Annotated in this window: 14 protein-coding genes; 5 read left to right on the top strand and 9 right to left on the bottom strand. The window is 72.7% G+C overall.

Annotation, left to right across the window (positions count from 1 at the left end):
* Window positions 1–403: 403 nt before the first annotated feature.
* Window positions 404–1,294 carry a nuclease gene (locus tag ACZ4TV_RS13950; protein WP_468134171.1) on the top strand — a complete coding sequence of 297 codons (891 nt, stop codon included), beginning with the start codon at window positions 404–406 and terminating at the stop codon, window positions 1,292–1,294.
* A gap of 78 nt (window positions 1,295–1,372) precedes the next feature.
* Here ACZ4TV_RS13950 and ACZ4TV_RS13945 read toward each other — a convergent pair whose 3' ends face one another.
* Window positions 1,373–2,743: a sensor histidine kinase gene (locus tag ACZ4TV_RS13945; RefSeq protein ID WP_468134471.1), complete on the bottom strand. Its 1,371-nt coding sequence runs from the start codon at window positions 2,741–2,743 to the stop codon at window positions 1,373–1,375.
* Window positions 2,744–2,819: 76 nt separating this feature from the next.
* Window positions 2,820–3,497, bottom strand: coding sequence for a response regulator transcription factor (locus ACZ4TV_RS13940; protein ID WP_468134169.1), 678 nt, complete (start codon window positions 3,495–3,497; stop codon window positions 2,820–2,822).
* Window positions 3,498–3,632: 135 nt separating this feature from the next.
* Here ACZ4TV_RS13940 and ACZ4TV_RS13935 point away from each other — a divergent pair, with 135 nt between their 5' ends.
* From ACZ4TV_RS13935 to ACZ4TV_RS13925, 3 genes are all read left to right on the top strand, one after another.
* The gene (locus ACZ4TV_RS13935) at window positions 3,633–4,244 is read left to right on the top strand and encodes a hypothetical protein (RefSeq protein WP_468134167.1); all 612 of its coding nucleotides are present in this window, start codon (window positions 3,633–3,635) and stop codon (window positions 4,242–4,244) included.
* Between the two features lie 807 nt (window positions 4,245–5,051).
* Window positions 5,052–5,630, top strand: coding sequence for an RNA polymerase sigma factor (locus tag ACZ4TV_RS13930; RefSeq protein WP_385157518.1), 579 nt, complete (start codon window positions 5,052–5,054; stop codon window positions 5,628–5,630).
* Window positions 5,631–6,499: 869 nt separating this feature from the next.
* Entirely contained in the window at window positions 6,500–7,330 is an 831-nt protein-coding gene (locus ACZ4TV_RS13925) for an IclR family transcriptional regulator domain-containing protein (protein ID WP_468134469.1), read from the top strand.
* A gap of 126 nt (window positions 7,331–7,456) precedes the next feature.
* Here ACZ4TV_RS13925 and ACZ4TV_RS13920 read toward each other — a convergent pair whose 3' ends face one another.
* Window positions 7,457–8,107 carry an HAD family hydrolase gene (locus tag ACZ4TV_RS13920; RefSeq protein WP_468134164.1) on the bottom strand — a complete coding sequence of 217 codons (651 nt, stop codon included), beginning with the start codon at window positions 8,105–8,107 and terminating at the stop codon, window positions 7,457–7,459.
* A 274-nt stretch (window positions 8,108–8,381) separates the two neighbouring features.
* Entirely contained in the window at window positions 8,382–8,864 is a 483-nt protein-coding gene (locus ACZ4TV_RS13915) for a VOC family protein (RefSeq protein ID WP_468134162.1), read from the bottom strand.
* Between the two features lie 794 nt (window positions 8,865–9,658).
* On the opposite strand from ACZ4TV_RS13915, the gene ACZ4TV_RS13910 reads away from it, so the two are divergent.
* On the top strand, window positions 9,659–10,477 hold the full coding sequence (locus tag ACZ4TV_RS13910) for a class I SAM-dependent methyltransferase (RefSeq protein WP_468134160.1): 819 nt from the start codon (window positions 9,659–9,661) through the stop codon (window positions 10,475–10,477).
* Between the two features lie 64 nt (window positions 10,478–10,541).
* Here ACZ4TV_RS13910 and ACZ4TV_RS13905 read toward each other — a convergent pair whose 3' ends face one another.
* The 5 genes from ACZ4TV_RS13905 to ACZ4TV_RS13885 all read right to left on the bottom strand — a co-directional run bounded on the left by ACZ4TV_RS13905 (window position 10,542) and on the right by ACZ4TV_RS13885 (window position 17,785).
* A complete protein-coding gene (locus ACZ4TV_RS13905) occupies window positions 10,542–11,708 on the bottom strand; it encodes a tetratricopeptide repeat protein (RefSeq protein WP_468134158.1) in 1,167 nt (388 codons plus the stop codon).
* A 31-nt stretch (window positions 11,709–11,739) separates the two neighbouring features.
* Complete coding sequence (locus tag ACZ4TV_RS13900; RefSeq protein ID WP_468134156.1) at window positions 11,740–15,573, bottom strand: hypothetical protein; 3,834 nt, start codon at window positions 15,571–15,573, stop codon at window positions 11,740–11,742.
* A gap of 2 nt (window positions 15,574–15,575) precedes the next feature.
* Window positions 15,576–16,097, bottom strand: a complete 522-nt coding sequence (locus tag ACZ4TV_RS13895) for a hypothetical protein (protein WP_468134154.1) — start codon at window positions 16,095–16,097, stop codon at window positions 15,576–15,578.
* A gap of 157 nt (window positions 16,098–16,254) precedes the next feature.
* Window positions 16,255–17,001, bottom strand: coding sequence for an NADPH-dependent F420 reductase (locus ACZ4TV_RS13890; protein WP_468134152.1), 747 nt, complete (start codon window positions 16,999–17,001; stop codon window positions 16,255–16,257).
* A gap of 58 nt (window positions 17,002–17,059) precedes the next feature.
* Window positions 17,060–17,785 carry a hypothetical protein gene (locus ACZ4TV_RS13885; RefSeq protein ID WP_468134150.1) on the bottom strand — a complete coding sequence of 242 codons (726 nt, stop codon included), beginning with the start codon at window positions 17,783–17,785 and terminating at the stop codon, window positions 17,060–17,062.
* Window positions 17,786–17,931: the final 146 nt, after the last annotated feature.

Genomic DNA, 17,931 nt, shown 5'->3' with positions numbered 1-17,931 from the left:
TCCCCGAGCAGCCGCAGCGCCGCCGCCCCGCCCGGAAACGGTCCGGACAGGCGGCGTACGAGGAGCGGGGAGGGGACGGAACCCTAAAGGTGCGTCACGGGCATGCGGTGCCGGCCGCGCAGCCGGAACCGCGCGCCACGAGACACCGGGATCACGTCGTACCGGGACGGGGGAGCGAAGGCGGCGGTGCGGTGCGTGCACATGGCGCGGCTCCCCTTCTCTTCACTCGGCATGAGGCGCGCGGTGCCCCTTCGGCAGCGCGCACGGCGAGTCTAGTGAGCGGCTCGCCCCGGAGCACCGGATTTTCCGGCGAGGGCATCGGCGTGAACCCCTCTGCCATGTACGCTCGGTGACCAGTCGCTACTCAAGGTGATCACTCGCCTCGATGTCCATGGGAGTCGCCATGTCCATGTTGCTGATCAGAGGGTCGTTCCGGGTGAACGGCGGTGCCAAACCGGACGGCGACACCATCCCGTTCATCCCGGACAACGTGGCCGACTGGAAGCTCGTGCCCGGCGGCAACGAGATCGTTCCCAAGGCGGACGGCCGTGCCCCCGTGCGCCTGGAAGGCGTGGACACGCTGGAGACCCACTACAGCAACCAGGCCTACGGACCTGTGCGGCACCAACCGCTGAAGTTCGCGCACCTGGCAGCCGACGAACTGCTGACCTGGCTCGGCTTCACCAGCATCGAGCGACACCCGGACGAGACCGTCACCACCACACCGGACAAGGTCCCCGGCTACATCCTCACCCGCGGAGCCGATGTCTACGGCCGCTGCGTGGCCCTGGTCGGCCGCCGCGTACCGCCCGTGTACAGCGGCTACCGGATCGGCGTCGGCGAAGAGCTGCTGAAGAAGACGGTCAATCACCACCTCATCTCGGTCGGGCTGGGCTATCCGGCCTTCTACACGGGCCTGCCGTTCCACCTCCGCGAAGTCCTCACAGCCGCCGCTCTGGCGGCGCGGACGGCCACACCGCCCCTGGGGGTGTGGCCCGAGGACAGGACGGTCAAGGGTGCGGTGATCACCAACATGGACTCCATCACGGACGACGACATCGGTGCGGTGCTCCTCCCCAAGCTGTTCCGCCGGCTGAAGGACTACCTGGACTTCTACCCCGGCAACACGTCACTGGCCTGCTTCCCCGCCTTCCTGGCCGGGGCCGCGGACAAGTTCCGCATCCTGCCGGACGGCGACCTCATCACCGGCCTGCACAACGTGGTCGAGATCACCGCCGGTCAGACGCTGCGGATGACCCACCCCTGCGAAGAGATCCTCTTCCAGGAGAAGTGAGCAGGCGTCACTGCGGCCCTGCGTCAGGCCGGCGCCGTCAGGGCGCCCGGTCAGGGCGGCGCCGTCAGGGCAGCACGGTCACAGCCGGCGCGACATCGGCAGCCGGAGTACCAGCCGTGCGCCGCCCCGTGCGCCGTCCTCGGCCGTCAGCGTCCCGCCGTGGTGGGTGCTCAGATCGCGCGCGATGGCGAGGCCCAGACCCGCTCCGCCGTGGTCACGGCTGCGCGAGTCGTCGAGGCGGGTGAAACGCTCGAAGATCCGCTCCCGGTCGGCCGCGGGGATGCCCGGTCCGTCGTCGACGACCTCCAGCACGGCGGTGCGTGTCCGCGGACCGCTCGTCGTGCGCAGTATGACGTCCACGCGCCGGTCGGCGTAACGCTGCGCGTTGTCGACGAGGTTGGTCACGACGCGGCCGAGCCACAGTGGGCTCGCGGTGACCTCGACATCGGCTTCGAGCTTCAGCCGTACGGGGACCCGGTCGCCGAGGCGGCCGTCCACGATCTCGCGCACGAGCGCGCTCAGGTCCAGCGGGACGGCCGCCACCGGCTGGGCCGCGTCGATGCGGGCGAGCAGCAGCAGGTCGGCCGCGAGGTGCTGAAGCCGTTCGATGTCCTCGAGGGCCCCGCCGATCAGCTCGGGCCACAGGTCCGGGTCCCGGACGGCGAGGGCCACCTCCAGCTGCGTGCGCAGCACGGTGATCGGGCTGCGCAGTTCGTGGGAGGCGTCGGCGATGAACTGCCGCTGGCGGATCCCGGAGGCCTCCAGCCGGTCCAGGGTGGAGTTCATGGTCTCGGCCAGCCGGGCGACCTCGTCGCGGGTGGCCGGCACCGGCACCCGGCGGTGCAGGTCGCGGTCGGAGATCCCGGCCACCTCGGCGCGGATCTCCTCCACCGGCCTCAGCGCGTGGCCGGTGACCCTCCAGGTCACGAGTGCGACGGTGGCCAGGAGCAGGGGCATGCCGATCACGAGGGCGGCGGTCGTGGTGTCGTCGGCCGCGTCGACGTCGCGCAGCGATGCGCCGGCGTAGACGGTGGCCGGACCCTCCGGGGTGTCCGTGATGACCTGGACGACCCGCTGACGGTGCTCGCCGCCGACCGGGCGGACCTTCCACGTGTGGAAACGGGTCACCGGTGCGCCGGGGCCGGCCGCCGGGAACGCGGGCACGCCCGCCAGGTTCGGACTGGCGAACAGGATCCGCCCGTCGGCGCTCACCACCTGGACGAATTCGACGCCGCGGGCCGGTGGACGTGCGCGGTTCAGCTTCCCGGTGGCGGCGAGCTGGGCCACGGTCTCGGCCTGCCGCCGGGCGTCGTTCTCCGCGTTGCGGAGCAGATTGGCCTCCAGTAGCCCGAGCAGGGCGAACGAGGCGAGCGCCAAGGCAGCGGCCACCACCACGCTCGCGCCCACGGTGGCCCGCGCCCGTACGGTGGTGGGCCACATCCGCCGCAACCCCGGCCACCGCTTCAGGGCGGCGTCCGAGACCACGGCGAGGGCAGCGCCCACAGGGCGGCGGGGGAGGGGACGCTCAGCCACCGTCGGCCGCCAGCCGGTATCCGGCCCCGCGTACGGTCTCCAGCGCGGCGCGGCCGAACGGGGCGTCGATCTTGCGGCGTACGGCGCTGACGTGGACCTCGACGACATTGGGATCGCCGTCGAAGGCGCTGTCCCACACCTGTTCCAGGATGTCCCGCTTGGGCACCACCTCGCCGGAGCGCCGGGCCAAGTACTCCAGGACCGCGAACTCCCGTGCGGTCAGCCGGATCTCCGTACCGCCACGGGAACAGGAGTGCCGGGCCGGATCGAGCAGCAGGTCACCGAAGCGCATCACCTGGGGGCGCCGGCGACCCGTACGCCGCCCGAGCGCGCGGAGCCGGGCGACCAGGACGAGGTAGGAGAACGGTTTGGACAGGAAGTCGTCGGCGCCGGTGTCCAGGGCCTCCGCCTCGTCGTACTCCCCGTCCTTCGCCGTGAGCATCAGGATCCCCGACTCGTTGCCGGCCGCGCGCAGCTTCGCGCAGACCCGGTAGCCGTTCAGCCCGGGCAGCATGATGTCGAGCACGATCAGGTCGTAGTCGTGCTCGGTGGCCATCCACAAGCCCTGGGGCCCGTCGTGGGCCACGTCCACCGAGAACCCCTCCGACTGGAGCCCTCGCTGCAGGGCCACGGCCAGCCGCCGTTCGTCCTCCACCACCAGTACGCGCATGCCGAACAGGATCGCAGGGCCGGCCCGCGGTCGGCTGAAGAGGTCTTCAGGTGGCTTCAGCTGGGCTTCAGCATGCGCTCAGCATGCTCGTCAACGAGCCGGGTACCGCGCCCGGTTGTCCTGAGGAGTGCCTGTATGTCTGATTCTGTCCCGCCGTCCGAGCAGCCCGAGAGCACACCGCAGACCGGAGCCCGCAAGCGTGCGGCGGCCCTGGGCCGCCTGGTACCCCGCACCACGACCGCCCGATGGGTGGCGGCGGGTGCGGTCGTCGTGGTCGTCGGCGGTGGAGTCGTGGCGGTGGCCGTGGCCGACCACCACCATCACGAGCGGGCGGACCGGGGTCCGCGCGTCGTCTGGGCCGAGCCCGGCCACAAGGGTGCTTTCAAGCACGGTCCACAGGGCGCCGAACCGCGCCACGACCGCAAGCAGGGGGACCCCGACGGGCAGTGGGGCCCCAAGGTGCGACGCGAGTTGCTCGGCGGCCACGACGGGGCCGAGGGGCGCGAGGGCTTCCAGAAGGGAGCTCCGGCGCCCGCGCCCCTTCCCGCGCTGGCCATCGGCGAGGCGGCCGACAAGGCCGCCGCGGCGGTGACGGGCGGGAAGGTCGTGAGTCTGCGCGTGGTCGCCCAGGAGGGCGGCGGCAGCGCCTGGCTGGCCGTGGTCCTCGGACCGGACGGCGTCCGGCACGCGGTCACCGTGTCCGGCACGGACGGCACGATCACCAGCAACACCCCCACCGGCGGCTAGCGCGACCGAGGGCGGTGACCCGGCCCCGTTCAGGGTTTCGGGGAGCTCGCCCAGCCCGTTCCGCTGGGCCACCGTGCTGTCCTGGTCGTGCTTTTGAGCCCGGCCAGCAGGGGAGCGGCCGTACCGATGGTGGCCGACGTCGTGTCGAGCCCCCGATAGTCCGGGGGCGCCGGCGGCAGCCCGTCCGCCCCGCCCGCCCGGCGCCTCGCCGGAGCCAAAGTCAGCCTCGCCGGCGTTTGAGGCGCGGGGTCTGGGGCGGAGCCCCAGGCAACCCGGCTGCGCCGCTGGTGCCACTGCCAAGTGGCTTACGGACCCAGCCGTTGCCGTCCTCCCTGCCACTGCCACGCGTCCGGCGAGGCGGGCAGCAGAGTCCTCGTGGACGGGTAGGCCGGGGGCGTGCGCGGGCGGACCGGGGCGCACGGGGAAGCCGATGCGCTTGCTTCCGAAGATTTCCGGGCACCGGCTTGCACGATCGGGCTCGTTTTCCGATGGGGTGGTGTGTGGGAGCCCTTGGTGCTCCGCGGCTGCTGGTCCGGGGGCAGGCATGCCGGTTACGCACAGTCCATTTGGAAGGTTTCACGCCGACGTGAATGTTGCCGAGATGGTCGCCCTCGCGCTGTTAGTCACCACCGCGGTCCGTCTTCTCGTAATCGATGTGTTCAGGGCGCCCGTGCGCCTGCCGGGCGCGGGGGTACGGGCAGGAGCCGGCGAGCCATCCGCCGGCCACCGCCGCACCGTTCCCCTGCCCCGCCACCGTAAGGTCCCCGCCACCCCGGCGGGCGGCGATGAACAGCTGTGGGGGAGCGTATGAGCGAAGGCGAATTCGATCCATCGGGGGACCAGGCGGTGTCCAGCGAGCTGGCCGGTGTGCTGCCGGTGGAGTTCACCGCTTTCCACTCCCAGCAGCATCGCGCCTACCTGCGCTACGCCCACCTGCAGCTCGGGAACCCCAAGGACGCCGAAGAAGTCGTCGACGACGTGTTCACCTTCTTGCTGAAGGTGTGGCGCCAGGCGCTGAAGGAGGCGAGCCTCCACGGCTTCGCGTGGGCCGTGCTCCGCGAGCACGTGGAGAGGCGGCTGGCGGTTCTGGGCCGCCAGGTGGCGATGGTCGAGACGGCGTGGTTCGCCGCGCTGCGCCGCTCCTCCCGGGAGCGGCTGGAACTGCTGGAGTCGAAGCTCGGACTGTACGCGGCGATCGCGGGCCTGTCCGAGCGGCAGTACGACGTGGTGCTGCTGGCCTTCCTGCTGGGCAACGACTCCGACACGGTCGCCCGGATGATGGGGATCTCCCCCGCGACGGTCCGCTCGCACATCCGCGGCGCACGCCGAACCCTGTCCCGCAAGCTCGGGGTGGACTGGATCCCCGGAGAGGAGAAGGACCAGTGAGCGACATGCCCCGCAACCGCGACATGCCGCTGTGTGAACTGGACGCGGCCCTGGAGGACGCGACGGTGCTCGCGGAGGAGTACGCCGGATACGACGAGGGCGCGGCCCGGCGCCGCATCGCCCGCCGGATCGTCGCCGACCGCGCCCGCTCGGCGACCGGAACCAGCGGCAGCGGAGCGCTGCCGGCACGGCGGCAGCCAGCGTCGGCCTCGACCGACGACCTCGTCCTGGACGCCGCCTGCCACGTCAGGGCCGCCCGCGGCCTCGACGACCTCACCTGGTCCCTGGTGGAGAGCCGGGCCTTCGCCGAACTGGCCCTGGACGCCGACTCCTGGCCCCACGGTGTGGACTCCGCGCTGCTGTTCGGCTGCCTGCTGCACCTGTCGGACCGGACGGAGGGCGCACAGTTCTGGTTCCAGTACGCGGCGGGGGCGGGCTCGCAGACCGCCGCCCGCTGCCTCTACCTGCACCACCTCGCCCGCGCCGAGGTCGCGACCGCCCGGTACTGGAACCAGCAGGCCCAGACCCTGCCCCCCGAGGAGCACCTGCCGCCCCTGCCCCAGATCCCCGACCAACTCGAAGAGGCCCTCGGCGCCTCGGTCATCTGGACGTCCCCGCCCATCACCACCCAGGACCTCACCCGCCTCACCACCGGCCCGGGCCGGGCCGGGCGGCCCCCGTTCCGGCTCCCCGCGCGACTGCGCCAAGCCCTCATGGCCCGTCCCCGCAAGGAACACCCCGACCTGGGGGAGGTCTTCACCCCGGGCCCGCAGCTCGCGGTCGCCGTCGCCCGGAACGCCCGGCTCAACCCCCTGCACCTGACGGACGAGGCGAGCGCGTGGGCACTCGAAGCACTCAAACAGCCCCACCTGACACATGCGGCCCGTAAGACCCCCGAAGGACGTCCGGCACCCGCCGCGCTCGAATCCGTCCACCAGGCCCTGCGCGTCCTGGAAGTCGTCAACCGCTACTCGGGCGGAGTGAACCTGACACAGATCGCCCGCGAGACGAAGCTGCCGCAGCTGGTCCTCGCCCGGGCCATGGAGCAGCTCATCCGTACCAACCTGGCCACACCGATCGGTCCGGACGCCTACGTGGCCGGCAACGCCCTCATGCTGACCGATGCGGTGAACGGAGAGGGACGCGGGCATCTGCGCGAGACCCTCGCCTGGGTGAGGGACGCGGTCGGCGCCGCCGTCTACGTCGCCCGCTACACCGACGGCGAGGTCTCCATCACCCAGTACGCGGACGGCCCGGCCACACCCGTGGTGGACGAGTGGGTCGACTTCCGCGCCGCCGCCCACGCCTCCGCGGTGGGCAAAGCGCTGCTGACCCAACTCGACTACGACGACCGGAAGGACCACCTGGCCCGCCACCGGCTCTCCCGCTTCACCTCCCACACCCTCACCAGCCAGCAAGCCCTCTTCCACCAGCTGGACACCCGCCCGCCCAACGCGCCCCTCCTGGACCTGCAGGAGTACGCGGTGGGCACGGTGTGCGCGGCGGTGCCGATCACCGCGGGTCCGAACGCGGAATGCGTGGCCCTGTCCATCCCGGTCCCCGACCCCGGCCGGCTGAAGCAGGCCGCCCGGATCCTGCAGAGCGAGGCGGCCGCGGTCTTACTCGCCCTGATCGTCGCCGGCAGTACCCAGCCCACGGCCCGCAAGCCGGAGCACACCCTCCTGTCCCCGACCGGCTAGACCACATCTCTTTCCGCTCCCGCCCGGGGCCACTGCAGAAGACGGGCCCGCCGCACCTCATGTGCGGCGGGCCCGCCGTGCAGCCGACGGCGGCGTTCGCGCCCCTCCCGCTCTCTCCGTCCGGTGTCACCCTTCGGCGATGAGGCCGGGCAGTTTGCGCATGTCGTGGAAGACGACGGTGCCGGTGCCTTCCAGCCGCTCGGCCGGAGTCAGCCCGCCCGCGTAGCCGAAGGCCCGCATGCCGGCGGCGCGGGCGGCCTCGACGCCGGGCCGGCTGTCCTCGACCACCACACAGGCTGCCGGGTCGACACCCATCTGCCGTGCGGCGTGCAGGAACAGGTCCGGGGCCGGCTTGCCGCGGGGCACTTCGGTGGCACTGTAGATCCGGCCCGCGAAGCGTTCGTAGAGACCGGTGCGGCCGAGGGTGTGGCGCATCTTCTCGTGCGAGCCGCTGGAGGCGACGCACGTCGGCAGGGCGATGCCGTCGAGTGCCTCGGGCAATCCCTCGACGGGCGACAACCCGGCATCCACCGCCTCACGGTGGAGCTCTTCGAACCGCTCCCGCCAGATGTCGGCGGCCGCGTCGCCGAGCCGGGCGGCGACTTGCTCGCGGACGGAGGCGTTGGAGCGCCCGATGAAGCGGTCGATGACGTCGTCCTCGGTGAGCGGCCACCCCAGCTCCGCTCCGAGGGCGACCTGGACGCGCGTCGCGAGGCGTTCACTGTCGACCAGCACCCCGTCGCAGTCGAATATCACGAGCTCAATCGGCTTGATCATCCCCGCAGCATAGAGGCCGTCTCGGGTACGGCGCCGGTGCCGACGTCACTGCGTTCGCCGGACGGGAGGGTGTCGCGCCCGTGCCCGGCGCCCAGCTCCAGTACGTTCGCCGCCCCGGCCCGGCGGAAGACCGCGGCGGCGCTCCCGGATGCCTTTCCGTTCCCGGTACTTGCCGGGCCGGCATCAGCCCAAACGGGGGCCGGCCGAGCGCGTTCCGGTCACGTACGGCGCTCGGTATGCCGGCCCGGCCGGCGCGAAGCCGCACGGCGACCGGTCACCCGGCGGCGAGGCGGCGCCGGAGTTCCTCCTCGGAAACGTCCTCCATGTGGGTCAGAAACACCCACATGTGACCCGAAGGGTCCTTGAGGATGACCGTGCGGTCGCCGTGGAACATGTCCGTCGGCGGCTGGAGGATCTCGGCGCCGGCGGCCTCCGCGCGCCCTGCCAGGCTGTCCACGTCCGGCACGAAGACATGCAGCGCGACGGACGTGCCGCCGCCGAGCGAGGCCGGCGCGGCGAAGGAGCCGGCCTCCGCCTCCTCCACGCTGCCGTCGCCGAGCATCAGGACCGACCGTCCGATGGTGATCTCGGCGTGCAGCACCCCGCCTCCCGGAGCGTCGATCCTGAAGTCCTCCCGGGCGCCGAACGCCCGCTGGTAGAAGTCGATCGCCGCGGCGGCGTCGTCGACCATGATGTGCGGGACCACGGAGTAGCGGTAGCGGTCGGGGATCTCGGTGGGGGCCGTGCGCTCGGTCATGGCGAAGCTCCTTGGAAGGCGCCGCCGGTCGTTCCTGCGGCTCTGGAACGAACCTAAGAGCTCAAGTTTGGTTGAGGTCAAGCGTCGATGCGGCCCCTCGCAGGCGCCGGACGCCGCCGTCGGCTGGCCGAGTGCGGGGCGCTACATGGCGTCGTCGCTGTGGCAGATGTGTGTGAGCCGGGAGTTCACGCTGCTGGCCGCAGGTCGGAGTCTGGGGGGCGTACGGTGGCTCCGCGCCCTGGCCGCCGCCGGGCACGAGCGCTGCGGCGGCCCCGGAGTCGGCGCCGTCGCCATGTGCCTGACCGGCGGATTCGCCTGGCCATGGCCACGGACGAACGCCTCGTCGCCCCCCCCGTGCTGTCCCAGCCGTCGCTACCGCCGGCCTGCACCGCGAGCCGCGCGGGTGCCATCGACATCAGCCCCGGGGAGCGCGCGGCCCACGCGGCAGGCGCTCGACACCGTCCTCGACCTGTTCCGCACCCGGCTGCTCGGGCAGCGGCCCGCCGCGACCACGTTGACTCAAGCGCCGTCGCGTCGCGGACCAGTCCGCCCGGCCGGGTCCGTCCGGGTGCACGTCATGGCCGGGCCGTCCTGCTCCGGCGCCGTGCTCTATGTCGTGGGCGCGTTGCGCAGGTCGGCGGCGTGCCGAGTGGCAATCTGGGGCATATTGCCATAATTGCCATGTCCGCAGACTTTTCTGCCAGGAGCAACCGACGGCCGGGGGTCCGCTGCGGCAGCCGCTCAGGCCTGCTGCCGGCGCCCGGAGTTCACGTTGCGATGGAGATGGAGTGCTCATGGCCACCAGGAAGAACCTCACCGCCAACCGGGAATCCCTCGCCCACAAGGTCCGCTACGCCGCGAGCCGCCCGAGCCGCATCGCTCCGTACCTGAAGCGGGCCGCCCGGGACCGGTGGCTGGCCTTCAAGCACCCCGACCACGTGAGCTACTACCGGGCCGTGATGGCCTCGGACACGCGCCGCAACCCCGAGGCCGCCGTCGGCAGCCAGACCCACGAACGCTGGCTCGCGCTGGGCCGGATGCAGTTCGACTACCTCCTCGGCCACGGCCTGACGCCCGCCGCGCGCATGCTGGACATCGGCTGTGGCAACCTCCGCGCCGGCTGGCGTTTCATCGACTACCTCGAAGCCGGCCACTACTACGGCATCGACATCTCGCCCGACATCCTCATCGCCGCGAAACGCACCCTGACCGACCGGGGGCTACAGGCCAAGGTCCCGCACCTGACCATCACCAAGGACCTGAAGCTGGACTTCCTCCCCGACGGCTACTTCGACGTCGTCCACGCCCACAGCGTGTTCTCCCACTCGCCGATCGACGTCATCGACGAGTGTTTCGCCCACGTGGGCCGGGTCCTGGCACCCGGGGGCTATTTCGACTTCACCTTCGACCGCACCACCGGCCCAGAACACCACGTGCTGCGCGAGGACTTCTACTACCGCACGGACACCCTCATCGACCTCGCCGCCGGGCACGGGCTGACGGCACGCTTCATGGAGGACTGGGAGGAACTCGGCCACGGCCAGTCCAAGATTCGCGTCAGCGCCGGTGTGCGGAACGCCTGCGGCGCCACCGGCGCATTGGCAGGGCCTTAGGAAACGAGCAGCGCGACGCAGGGCAGCGCCGCCTCCTCGCCCACCACCCCGGCGGCGACCACTTCTACGGAAGCCGCCGCCTCAACTCCGTGAGGTACGCGCGGGCTTCGGGGAGGTTGGGGTGGCCAGGGCCCCCGATGCGCTCCAGAGCGGCGATGAGGCGTTCGGTCGCCCTGGCGGCGTCGGCGACGCGGTCAGCCTGGTCGTAGCCGGAGATGAGGGTGACCAGGGAGTTCAGGGTGTCGAGATCGTCCCGGCCTCGGGAGTGCTCGCGGGCGGACAGGGCCCGCTCCAGGTACGGGACGGCCCGGTCCGGATGGCCCGCGTCCAGGTGCGCGATGGCCAGGTTGTGATAGCGGTAGGAGATCTCGTCGCTGTCCGGGCCGTGGATGAGCTCGAAGCCGTGGACGACGCGCTCGTAGCAGGCGATGGCCGCTTCGAGGTCCCCGGCGTCGTGGTGGAGGTGGGCGAGGTTGTCCATCCAGATGTAGGTCTGGAGGTGGTGGGGACCGTAGAACCGCTCCCGGTCGCCGATGATCTCCTGGCACAGGGCCATGGCCTCCGGCAGCCGACCCGTCTTGTGATAGGTCGTGAACAGCTTGTTCTTGCGCGCTTCGAGCAGCGTGCCCCCCGGCGGCAGCAGTCTCCTGCTGACGGCCACGACCTCCTCCAGCAGTTCTGTGCCCAGGTCGGTCCGCCCGTCCGCCGCGTAGGCGTCCGCGAGTTTCTCGCGGGTCGTCAGGGTCGACTCGTCGTCCCGGCCGAGGCTCCGCTCACGGCCCTCCAGGGCCCGTTCGAGAGGGGGGACGGCCTCGGCGGCGCGCCCCGCGGATAAATGGGCGGATCCGATCCCCTCGCAGGTGATCAAGGTGTCGCGGTCGTCCGCGCCCAGGATCCGCGTCTGGTGGGCGAGGTTCACCTGCAGCAGGGCGATGGCCCGGTCCTGCATGTACGTCTCTCCCGGCGGAGCGGCGGCGGACCAGGCCAGGAGGAGGAAGGCGAGGTTGTTGCGCAGCCGGAGGACGTCCTCGTGCGCCGGGCCCAGCCGCCCTTCCGCCTCGGCGAGCTCCGTGAACCGCGCCATGGTGGCGTCCGCCGTCAGCCACGTCGGGAGGTCGTCGGGCTCGTCCAGGCGGAGGTCGAGGGGTTCCGCGCCGCCCTCGGGCGGCCGGCCCGGTGCCTCCGGGACGTCCCGGGCCGCAGGGCCCTTGGCGCGCTTCTTGCGGAACATCGCGGTCCCTCTCCTCGGTGCGGGTGTGTCATCACAAGGACCGGAGGTCCCGTACGAGCTCCAGCAGTTCGCGGACCGTCGCGGAGGGCGCCCCGCCTCCGTCGAGGTACGCGTTCAGGGCCGCCAGGTCCGCCGGCGTCAGCGCGGCGAGCGGCCGCCCGACGAAGGAGGCCGGGAGGCCGAGGTCGTGGACGGCCGCGCCGTGGACCACGTAGCGCCCGTCGGATGAGGCGGTCACGGTCCGGTCGGCGCCGCCGGACGACCCGGCGATCGGACGCGGCTCGGGTACCGGGTCGAGTCCCACGAAATCGTGGAAGTACGTCGTCCCGCCGCCCTGCGCCCGGCCGCCGACGACCCGCCACCCCGGGATCGCGAACAGGCTCTCCAGACGGGGTCCGGGAGCGGCCCAGGCGGTCACCACCGGCGGATCGGCCTCCTGCTGGAAGAGGTAGACGCCCCCGGTCGAGGCGGCGGTGACGACCTCGCCCGGCGAGAGGAAGACGGCGGACTCCACCGTTCCGTGCTCCCTCGGCACCCGCCACCACCCGCCGTCGAGCGGCCGCAGATCCGCGTCGGTGAGGACCGCGCGGTCCCCGCCCGCCAGCAGGAGCCGTTGTCCGGAGGGATCGACCGCGCATGTCGTGCACTGGTCCAGGCCCAGGTCACGCAGGTCGATCCGCTCCAGCGGCCGGCCCACCCCGCCGACCAGGGCCACCGGTTCGCTCCAGAGCAGTACGACGTATCCGCGCGCGGTGGCGAAGGTGCGCGCCGCGATGAGATCCGGGCCGCTCGCCAGGACCTCCTCCCGGCCGGGGCGGTACAGGACGAGTTCGGGCGCGAAGTACAGGACCGTGCGCAGCGCGAGGACCGCGTCGGGTCCCAGGCAGCTCACCGCGTCGGTGCCGACCCTGACGTGCTTGACCGACCACGAGCGGGACCGGGAGGAGAGGTCGAGCACGTCGATCCGGGTGGAGTGCTTGTCGCGTGGGCGCTCCCCCTTCGATGTGTACACCTCCCAGGTCATGGCCGGCCGGCCGGGGGCGAAGGAGACCCGGCCCGCCGTCGCCGGCTCGTCGGCGTGGGGAAGCCGCCACACCGTCCGCGCGGCGGCGGACCGGGCGGCGCGGGCGGCGGCCCGCGGCCGGTGCCGTCGCGAGACCAGCCGGGCCGCCACCCGCCCGCCGGGACCCTCGTCGGCCGGGGCCCAATGACGGGGCGGGTGCCGGTGGGCGAGCCGGATCGCGTCGGTGACGGGGACCCGGCGCATCAGTTCCCACAGCCCGGCCGGGTCGGCGGCCCGTACGAGCTCCTCGGCCGCCGCGTCGATCTCCGCTTCCGTGCCCCAGGGCAGGCGGTCGGCGCCGCGCCGCTCCCGCAGATAGAGCAACGCCCGGCCGATGGCCCCCCGTTCGGCCGCGACCTCATCGGGGTCGTCCGGCGCCACGGCGAGCCGCTCCTGGTGCAGGGCGAGGCTCTCCTCCACGACCGCGACGGCCTCGGTGTGCCGCTGCAGCGCGATGAGCTTGGCCGCCGCGTCGTCGAGCCGGTCGGCGAGGACGCGCCGGAACGGGATCCGGACCTCGGCCAGCTGCCGGTACAGATGGATGGCCTCCAGGAGGGCGTCGACGGATGCGGCGTGCTGTCCCGCCTCCCACAGGTGCCGGCTCTGCATGTCCAGACCCGCCGCCAGGTCGTCGCCGTAGCGCGCCGGGTTGAGCTCGGCCATCTGCCGGGTGTTCGCGACCACCGTCCGCGCGCCTTCGGCCGCCTCCCGCGGGCGGCCGGACAGCGTCAGCAGCAGGCCGCGCACCGTCTCCAGCAGGTTCACGTCCGAGGACATGGACCACCACAGGAAGGGGTCGGTGTCCAGCAGCTCCCCGAAGAGGTCTTCGGCCTCCGCCACGGCCGCGTGTGCCTCCTGCCGGGCCCCGGTCTGCCAGAGCGCGAAGGCCACCCGGCTGTACGCCTGGGCCAGCGAGCCCAGGCGTACAGCCGGGGAGAGGTCGTCGCCGCCCCCGCCACCCTCCCGCAGCAGCTCGATCGCCTCCAGGAGCAGCGCCGTCCGGCGCTCGGCGGCGATCTCCCCCGGGAAGAGGCCACCGAGGTTGAGGAGCGCGTCGGCGTAGGCGGAGCGGTGGGCCGGATCCCGCTCGGCGGCCTCCCGGGTCAGTCGTACGGCCTCCTCCATGTGGGGGAGCGCCTCGGCGCGGCGCTCCGCCTTGAGGTGGGCGACGGCCAGTTTCATGGAGAGCCGGGCGCGCTCGGGCCCGTCCACGGCGCTGTGGAGGCGCCGTGTGGTGAGCCGTACGACCAGTTCCCCGGCGCCGGCCTCCACGCGTACGTCGCCCGGGGGCAGCAGGGGCTCGATGGCTTCCAGTACGTCAATGTCCACGGAGTCGAGGGTGGCGATAGAGGTCAGCACGCCGCCGCCGGCCCGTACGGCGAGCCCGGGGTCGCGGCGCAGCAGCGGGAAGAGGACCGAGGGCCCGACGTGCGGCCAGCGTTCGGCGGCGGCGAGGAGGAAGGTGAGGGCGCGCGGCGTCCAGGCGGGGGCGGCCGCTCCGTCGCGCTCGAGGACGCGGGTGGTCGCGGTGACCGACCACAGGTCGGTCGGATAGCCGGTGACGGGGCTGCCGGGGAGCGTGAGGGCCAGGTAGTCCTCGGCGAGCCGGTCGGGGAGCAGCGGCTCCAGTACGTGGGCGCCGGCCGGGTCGGTGGGCGGGTAGTGGACCGAGTGGGCGGCCAGCACGCGGGCGGTCGGCGCGGGCAGGAGGAGCCGGTCCAGGAGCGGGCCGGCGCTGTCGCGGCGCATCGGCCCGGTGAGGACGGCGGCGAAGACGGTCCGCGCGAGGGCGAGCGCGTCGCGGTCGTGATCCGCGGCGCCGGTGCCGCCCATGGAATCCGCGCCATCCGCGCCACCCGCGCCGCCGGGGGAATCCTCGATCGTCCGGCGCCAGTTGTCGTGTTCCCGGTCGAGCAGGTACGCGGTCATGCCGGCGAGTCCGGAGGGCGGTTCCCGGCCGCCGGCCCGGGCGTCGACGGCGACGAGGGCGGCCATGTGGACGGCGAGGGTGAGGCCGAAGTCGGGGCGGGCGAGGTCCTCGTACGGCGGGCGCAGGCAGTCGAGCGCGGCCGGGTCCGGATAGTGGGCGGCGAAGCTGCGCCGTGCGGCCTCGAACATCCGGCTGCGTTCGCCCTGTTGCGGGGAGAGCGGCTCCAGGGGCTGGTCGGAGAGGTCGGCCGCACGCCGCTGCCGGGTCAGCTGCGCCCGCAGCGCGGGCCAGGGCCGCACCGAGCGGGCGATGAGCAGGGTCCGTGCGGGGAGTCCGCCGAGGAGCAGCCCGTTGTGGAACAGCCAGCGGAGATGGGCGGCCGGCCAGCGGTCGGCGTAGTCGACGAGCAGCAGTACGCCGGTGCGGTGCTCGGTGCGCAGGTCCTGGCTGCCCTCGGCGGGCGGGTAGGTGTCCGTTCCGTGCACGGCGTCCACCACGAGCCAGCCGGCCTCGGCGCATTCGGCGGCGAACCGGGCGGCGAGGCGGGACTTGCCCGCTCCGCCGGGTCCGTGCAGCCAGCGTACGGCCGACCGGGCGGGCTGGTCGCGCCACTCCCGCAGCCGGGCCAGCTCCGTCTCGCGGCCGGTGAATTCCACGATCTCGCTGCGCGCGTCGAGCATCCGGCTGGGCTGGGCACGCAGCCAGGCCGAGTCCCGCCGGACGCGGCCGGCGGCGCCGTGCGTGTCCCGGGCGTACAGCAGGTAGACGGGTGTGCCGTCCCCGAAGACGTGGATGTCGGCGCCGATCGCGCCATACGCGAAGCCGGCGACGGCGCGGACCTCCTGGTGGACCTCTTCGGGGAGGCCGTCCATCGTCAGGAGTCCCCGTCCGTCCTGTCGGTGCTCTCCGCCCTGTCCGTGCTCTCCGCCCTGTTGGGCCCCTCCCGGTCGTCGGGCGGGGGCACCTGCCCGTCGGCGGCCGGGTGGTAGTGGAGGTTGCCGCCCTGCACCGCGAAGAGGGTGCCGTGGTCGCGGGCGGTGTTCGACTGCGTCCACACCTGCCGCTCGGCCGGCAGACCGCTCCGCACGCGCGCGACCAGCTCGCGCAACTCCGCCTCGGAGTCCGGGTGTTCCTCCAGCAACAGGAGCAGCCTGCGGCGCCACACGGGCTGTAGTTCCTCCCGGATCTCGTCCGCGCCGCCTCCCGGTTCGGCGCGGACGACGAGGGCGGCGTCGTCGTCGAGCTGTGCCCCGATCGCGTCGCCGCGCGCCTCGCCACCCCGTCCGAAGAGCCGGACGGCCCCGCTACGGGCCCCCTGCCACATATCGGTGGCCATGGCTCCGATCAGCGCGGTGGCACCCGCCCCGGCGAGCACCGTCAAAGACTCGGCCAGCATCCGTCCTCCTGAGTTCGACTCCAGGGGGCATCCCAGCCCCACAGCCGCCAGAACTCCCCACGCCCTGCCCCAGGTTAACCTCACGCGCCGCGGCGGGAGCCGGCCGTGCGGGCCGGGAGCGGCGCCGCCGACCGGTACCCCGCCGACGCGCGGGACGTCAGCCGCGGAAGGCCGCCGTACGTTCCGGGGAGGCTTCGTCGAGGGCCTTGGCGACACCGTCGACGCCCTCCCGCAGTCCGTAGACGGGAGTGCCGGGCTGCTGTCGCCAGGAGTCGTCGAGGCCACCCGCGTCGACGGTGTCGAAGCCGAGTTCCTCGATGAGGGCGCGGACGGTCTTCTTCGCCGCGGCGTCGTCGCCCGCGACGGGCAGTGCCATCCGGTCCGGCGCGCCCGCCGGGCGGTGGCGGTCCAGGATGTCCTGGGCGTAGGTGCCGTTGAAGGCCTTGATCACGGGGTGTCCGAGCTGCCGCTCGGTCCAGCGGCTCTCGGTCAGGCCCTCGTCCTCGACGCCGGCGATCCGGCCGTCGCGCTGTTGCGGATAGTAGTTGCCGGTGTCGATGACCGCGAAGCCCTCGGCGGCCTCGTCGAAGAGCCCGGCGGGCAGGTCCGGCACGTTCTTGAAGGGGATGGTGACCACGACGATCTCGGCGCCGCGCGCCGCCTCGGAGACGGTGACGGGGGTGGCGCCGGTCTCCTCGGCGAGGGCGGCCAGGGTCCGGGGGCCGCGTGAGTTCGCCACGGAGACGTCGTGCCCGAGGGCCGTGAGCCGACGGGTCAGGTTGCCGCCGATGTTGCCCGCGCCGATGATGCCGATCTTCATGAGCTCTCCAGTGCTGACGGGATCAGGTCTCGCGCTGGTGCCAACCCACGTGATCGGCCGGGCATTCCGTCCGCGGAGCCGCATCCCCCGGACGGGCGACGCGATCCGGCCACCGTACGAGAGCTGAGCACAACCGGACAGCTCAGGAGATCCCGTACCACTGGCTGCCCCAGCCGGTGTTGATGGTGCTCGTGGACTGCTCGGCGAGCTTCACGGTGGCCGGCAGCGAGGTCTGGCCGGTCAGGATGGTGCTGTAGCGCAGTGCGGGCGGCGTCAGACCGGCATTGACGGAGATGCCGGCGCCGGTGGACTTCAGGGTGAGGGCATTGGTGGCCCAATTCCCGTTGAGCAGGAGAGCGATGAAGTAGGTCCCGGGTGCGGCGGTGAAGGGCTTGCCGAGGGCCAGCGGCTTGGCGATCGGGTCGGTCATCAGCTGGGGGGAGATGTCCGGCGTCGCCGCGACCAGGGCGCCGTTGGCGTCGTACACGCCGAGGTAGCAGTTGGCGAGCTGCGCGTTCGGGTCGAGGCCGGCCAGGCCCAGCCAGATGTTCGACCAGGTGATCTGCTCGCGCAGGACGATCCGTACCAGGGTGATCCGCCCGCCGACCCCGGCGGCCGACTGGGCGGTGACGTGCCCCGCGTCATTGGGGTCGCCGGTCCACGCCAACAGGTTCTGATCCTGCGGCCGGGGCCCCTCGAACCCGGACCCGCTGCTCTGCGCGGGCGCCGACGTTGCCGACGTTCCCGACGTTCCGGAATTCACCGGCCCGGGCCGGCTCTCTCTCGGTGCGGTGCAGCCGGCCAGGACGAGCAGCGCCGCGAGCGCGGCGACGAGGCCGGTCGTGGCGTTGGTGGTGCGGGTGCGCATGGTCCCCCCATGAGGTGCGGCGGATGTGCCGACGGTCATGATCACACGGGTCGCCGGTTCCTGCGCCGAACCTGCGGGTTTCCTTAAGGGCAGGTGAAGAACGCCTCCAGAGTGCTCTTTCAGCTGGTCACCGCCCTAGGCTCGGC

This window comes from Streptomyces sp. NPDC028910 (assembly GCF_055564955.1).
Note: the sequence above shows the minus strand (reverse complement) of the source record. Positions and strands in the feature narration are given on the sequence as shown.

Coding starts and splice junctions, on each gene's coding strand:
- ACZ4TV_RS13950 (WP_468134171.1), top strand. CDS start 404: ATGTCCATGTTGCTGATCAGAGGGTCGTTCCGGGTGAACGGCGGTGCC.
- ACZ4TV_RS13940 (WP_468134169.1), bottom strand. CDS start 3,497: ATGCGCGTACTGGTGGTGGAGGACGAACGGCGGCTGGCCGTGGCCCTG.
- ACZ4TV_RS13935 (WP_468134167.1), top strand. CDS start 3,633: ATGTCTGATTCTGTCCCGCCGTCCGAGCAGCCCGAGAGCACACCGCAG.
- ACZ4TV_RS13930 (WP_385157518.1), top strand. CDS start 5,052: ATGAGCGAAGGCGAATTCGATCCATCGGGGGACCAGGCGGTGTCCAGC.
- ACZ4TV_RS13920 (WP_468134164.1), bottom strand. CDS start 8,107: ATGATCAAGCCGATTGAGCTCGTGATATTCGACTGCGACGGGGTGCTG.
- ACZ4TV_RS13915 (WP_468134162.1), bottom strand. CDS start 8,864: ATGACCGAGCGCACGGCCCCCACCGAGATCCCCGACCGCTACCGCTAC.
- ACZ4TV_RS13910 (WP_468134160.1), top strand. CDS start 9,659: ATGGCCACCAGGAAGAACCTCACCGCCAACCGGGAATCCCTCGCCCAC.
- ACZ4TV_RS13905 (WP_468134158.1), bottom strand. CDS start 11,708: ATGTTCCGCAAGAAGCGCGCCAAGGGCCCTGCGGCCCGGGACGTCCCG.
- ACZ4TV_RS13900 (WP_468134156.1), bottom strand. CDS start 15,573: ATGGACGGCCTCCCCGAAGAGGTCCACCAGGAGGTCCGCGCCGTCGCC.
- ACZ4TV_RS13895 (WP_468134154.1), bottom strand. CDS start 16,097: ATGCTGGCCGAGTCTTTGACGGTGCTCGCCGGGGCGGGTGCCACCGCG.
- ACZ4TV_RS13890 (WP_468134152.1), bottom strand. CDS start 17,001: ATGCGGCTCCGCGGACGGAATGCCCGGCCGATCACGTGGGTTGGCACC.
- ACZ4TV_RS13885 (WP_468134150.1), bottom strand. CDS start 17,785: ATGCGCACCCGCACCACCAACGCCACGACCGGCCTCGTCGCCGCGCTC.